At 35.1% G+C, this 4127-nt stretch carries 3 protein-coding genes; all 3 read right to left on the bottom strand.

The window, feature by feature from the left end:
- The coding region (locus J3U35_RS06690) for a hypothetical protein (protein WP_267360394.1) at positions 1-719 on the bottom strand (719 nt) is incomplete at its 3' end.
- Positions 720-721: 2 nt separating this feature from the next.
- Positions 722-3253 carry a YwqJ-related putative deaminase gene (locus J3U35_RS06685; protein WP_267360393.1) on the bottom strand — a complete coding sequence of 844 codons (2532 nt, stop codon included), beginning with the start codon at positions 3251-3253 and terminating at the stop codon, positions 722-724.
- Between the two features lie 11 nt (positions 3254-3264).
- Positions 3265-4127: DUF2345 domain-containing protein (locus J3U35_RS06680; protein ID WP_267360391.1), on the bottom strand; the 863-nt coding region annotated here is incomplete at its 5' end.

Raw genomic sequence — 4127 nt, 5'->3', positions numbered from 1 at the left:
GCAGCAAAATATTCAAAGTTTTCATCACTAAAAATACTAAGACTTACTTCTTCCGCCAAAGGGTAATAAGCCAGTAATCCCGATAAACTATTAGCCGGTAACGGAAGATCATCATACTGAACCAGTTTTTCAAAGCTTGCTATATCCTTGGTATTTAAATAAAAGGAATTAATCTGATTTTGATTGTTTACACTCACAGAAAAACTTGAATCAGTATTAATATCTTTTTTACGACAATCAACGCTAATCAGCCTTTTATAATCCCACTTAAAATTGCTTCTGTTTTCATCGTAATCTAACTCAAAGCGGCGCACTAACCCTGAACCATCAACATACCAAGTTATCAATTCTACTTCCCAGCCATCAACCCATAATGATTCGCTTAAAACAAAACCATCACAATATTCATAGGTTACCCCGTTTAACAGTTCTCCTTGATAATAGACTAAATTCCTAAATTCATAATCTACATCATCTTCTATCACCGCAAAATCGATTTTTACCCCACTGCTGTGCTTAAAAAAACCAAACGCTTGTTCCCCCGTGATTTTACCTTCGGTCATTTGGTACACTTTATGCAACTTTTGTTCTCGATGGTCATAAGCCAGCCCACTAAATAACACATCATTTAAAAAATAAAAGCCTTGAATAACCTGTAAATGGCTCAATTCAACCCGTACCGGCAAATCAAACGGTTTAATATCGGTTCTGTTACTCATGGTTACTCTCCTTTTCGCTTCGTTACCACGTTAATAAGTGGATCTAATATACCACTACAATTACGACAGGCTACAAATGGTTGTCCAAATTGTCCTTTATCTTTTGGGTCTTTGACATAGACAGTATAAACGTCAATATCCTTGAAATGTAATTCTGGCTTTATATCTTTCGCATGCAGTTGTTTAAACACATCATCTACCGCCAATATTTCAGCATGCGCACCAGGCATTCCATCAAAATTGGATAAGTTATCTTTATGTTTTATAAGATATTGTTCAATCAATCTTTCCGTCGATTTATCCATTTTTTCATCAGGATAATATTTTTTCAAAGTCGCAATATACCCTTCGATATCAACCACCTTAATTGGCGCCGATTGACCCGTAAATTCGCCTTGTACAACAACCTTTTCTTTTAGCGCATGCTTTAATGTAAAGGGTAAATTATTAAATTCCTTAGCACTTTCAAAGTCCATGCCATGAATAGTACAAGTTGCCTTTGAAATAGCAACTTTTTTCTTCCAACCATTATCGTTATTCGCGCGTTCCCTAATATCTGCCTGTAAACTTTGTAGATTACTACGTTTATCTTCATATATACGGGTATTAACGACCGTTTTACTGATCTTTTGATCACCATTTCTGGCTAAGATTTGTATTTTGCCTTCTGGGTTTGAATTTAATAATGCGACTCTTGTTGCCTCAAAGGGATCAGTTAAATTAATATGCTTATTAAGTTCATTAGATAAGAAAAATTCACTGTTAATTGTGCTATTTAATATCCGAAAATAATTAGCAGGAGGAATGACAGCATTCGGTAGATTGTTGTTAGCAATTGAGATAGTTGTATTATTCGTTAATGGTAATAAATTTTGCTCTTGCAACTGTTTAACAGAGACACGCATTTGCGGCATATCGGCTAATTCAACTTTTGGTAGCGCAACTCCTGTTGATTTTTTTTCCATTTCTGTTAGTTGATCTATAATGATACTATTTGGATCGTTTATAAAGGCATCGATTTCTTCTCGACTTAGTTTTTGAACTAAATTCGAATCTTTCTTTATAAAATCAAAATTTGCTTTAGTGTTTTTTAAATTGAGATAAACTAACGCGCCAGTTAACACCCCTGCTCCAATTAAAGTCATAATTTTTGATAGTTTTTCATCAGGAGGAAGCGATTTATCTTCTATTACTGTGTAAATAGCTGACGCAATATCGGTAGAAATCATAATACCTTGCACACCATTTGTCGTTACTTCACCAATTAACATCGCTTTAATGGCATTCACTTTCATGGTATTCGTACCTACTTGGGATAAAAATTTAAGCGGTCCCCATTTCGCCAAGGCTAGCCCCGCACCAGTGCCTAACATATTGCCAACAATATTTAATGCATCAAAACCATCATCTTTCCAATTACTAAAACCTTTATTATAACGTTGCGTTATATTGATAGCTGATGAGCTAATACCTGCAGTAGCCGATAATATTATTGACCCATAAGTCCAAAATGCTGCTGTTGCTATTTGCCCCGAAGGTACAAACAATGTTATTGCGCCGGCAACAATTAATGCACCAAATGCAAGATAAGTGAGGGCTGTTGAAATACTGTCAAGCCAAGTTTTGCCGTCAGTTGAAAATTGATATTCTTCAGTAAAATTATGATCTTCTATAGTCCAAACAAGTAACCCTTCACCATCATATTTAGGGATTTCAAGTGTTGGATGACTAACACTTAAATATCGACATTTTAATATGCCCTCTGGATAACGATTATCACTTTCCCATTCATCTAAGGCATCTAGCAGAGCAGCTTGTTCTGTATCTCCCTTACCTTCAAATACACCACACCACCCTTGTTGTAGGGGATTAGTCCAATCTAATAAATAAACTGTTTTTTCATGATAAAAATAACATACTTGTAGTAGGATTGAGTTGGTATCAGGATATTCATACGAATAGTGTCTGGCACTCATCATTTTGAAATGATTTCTGTGACTTAATGGTATTTTTTCTAACAAATTTTCTAATTTATCGCAAAATTGTTTCCTATTTTCTTTGCGTTCATTATATTTTTCTTGTTGTTCTTCATCCAATTCACTGTATTTTTCTAAAGTCTCAATTATATTATTTTGTTTTTTAATGTTGTGGATAAATTCAAATGGGTTTTCTGTTTCTTCAAATGTCGCTGGATCATAGCTCAAGCAATCACCTTGACTCACCACATGTTGTACATAATGATAAATTTTGGCTTCACCACCCAACGATTCCCTGACGTAACACATTACAGTATGTACACCAACCAGATTCCATTTTGCATTAAGCCATTCGGGACCACCACGTGGTCCAAAAAAATTACTCTGTTTACTTTTTTCTCTATTTGTATGATTAATACATACCCAACGAATAGATAAGTCTTTTATATCTTTAGCATTGGGGTTGACTTTTTTTAAATAAAAGGACATTGTCCTATTAGGTGTTACATACCTTAAAGAAGGGCTAGCAACAATGATATAATCCTCTACAGTATCCATTGTTTTAAATCCTAATTGTTTTTATTGATTGAATTAGCTTTAGCTAACAGAAAATTAATGAGATCTTTGTGGTTATTGTAAGGACCAATTGATTTTTCTATATTTTTAACCAGATCTTGATGATAGATTTGTTTATAAACTTCAATTGTTTTTGCAACAATTTCTTCCGCAAAACACAAATAATCAATCATTTTTTCTGCGTTTCCGGCTTCTATTGCATTATGTAATCGCTGTGCATTTGCTTTAGCTAAAATATCGTCTTGATCTGGATAGGCATAAGCATATTCCATTCCTTGTGGCACATTTTTTAATACAACTTTTCCTTCACGGTCTAATCTTCCTTGCCTTAATTCGCCATTTTTAAACCGTACAACATACTTGGTCATTGGGATTCGATAGCCATCTTCAGTTTCTAAGATCAACGTTAAACCTTCTTGCATGTCTTGTTCTGTAAATAATGCAGGTACATTTATTGGTTCGTAATTTAATGTTTTTGGTCCCATTTTTTGCATCGCATTACATTTCATGTACACATTATCCGGTGTGCCCAGTACAATGCCTTTTTTGCTAATTTCAATGTATGAACCGCCACACATTAAGGCGATTGTTTTGTCAGCGCTTAATGTCATTTTGCTGTCTACACTGTCTATGTGGACATCTTGTTTAGCCGCCATATTAAGGTTGGCATTTTGGGCTTGTGTTTCAATATCCCCCTGGTTGGCAAAGACCTTCATCCCCGATTTATGAGCAAATAACCCTATCGCATCGCCCGATGTTAGTGTGATGTTTTTTAATGCCGTGATATCAGTCTGCTTTTCAGCGGTGACACTTACGCTGTTACCGGTTGATAACTGGATGTTTTCAGGACTGGTTA

Origin of the sequence: Gilliamella sp. B2717 (assembly GCF_026536675.1) — a bacterium.
Taxonomy (GTDB): Bacteria; Pseudomonadota; Gammaproteobacteria; order Enterobacterales; family Orbaceae; genus Gilliamella; species Gilliamella apicola_I.
The sequence above is the reverse complement of the archived record's forward strand: the minus strand, read 5'-3'. Positions and strand labels throughout refer to the sequence as shown.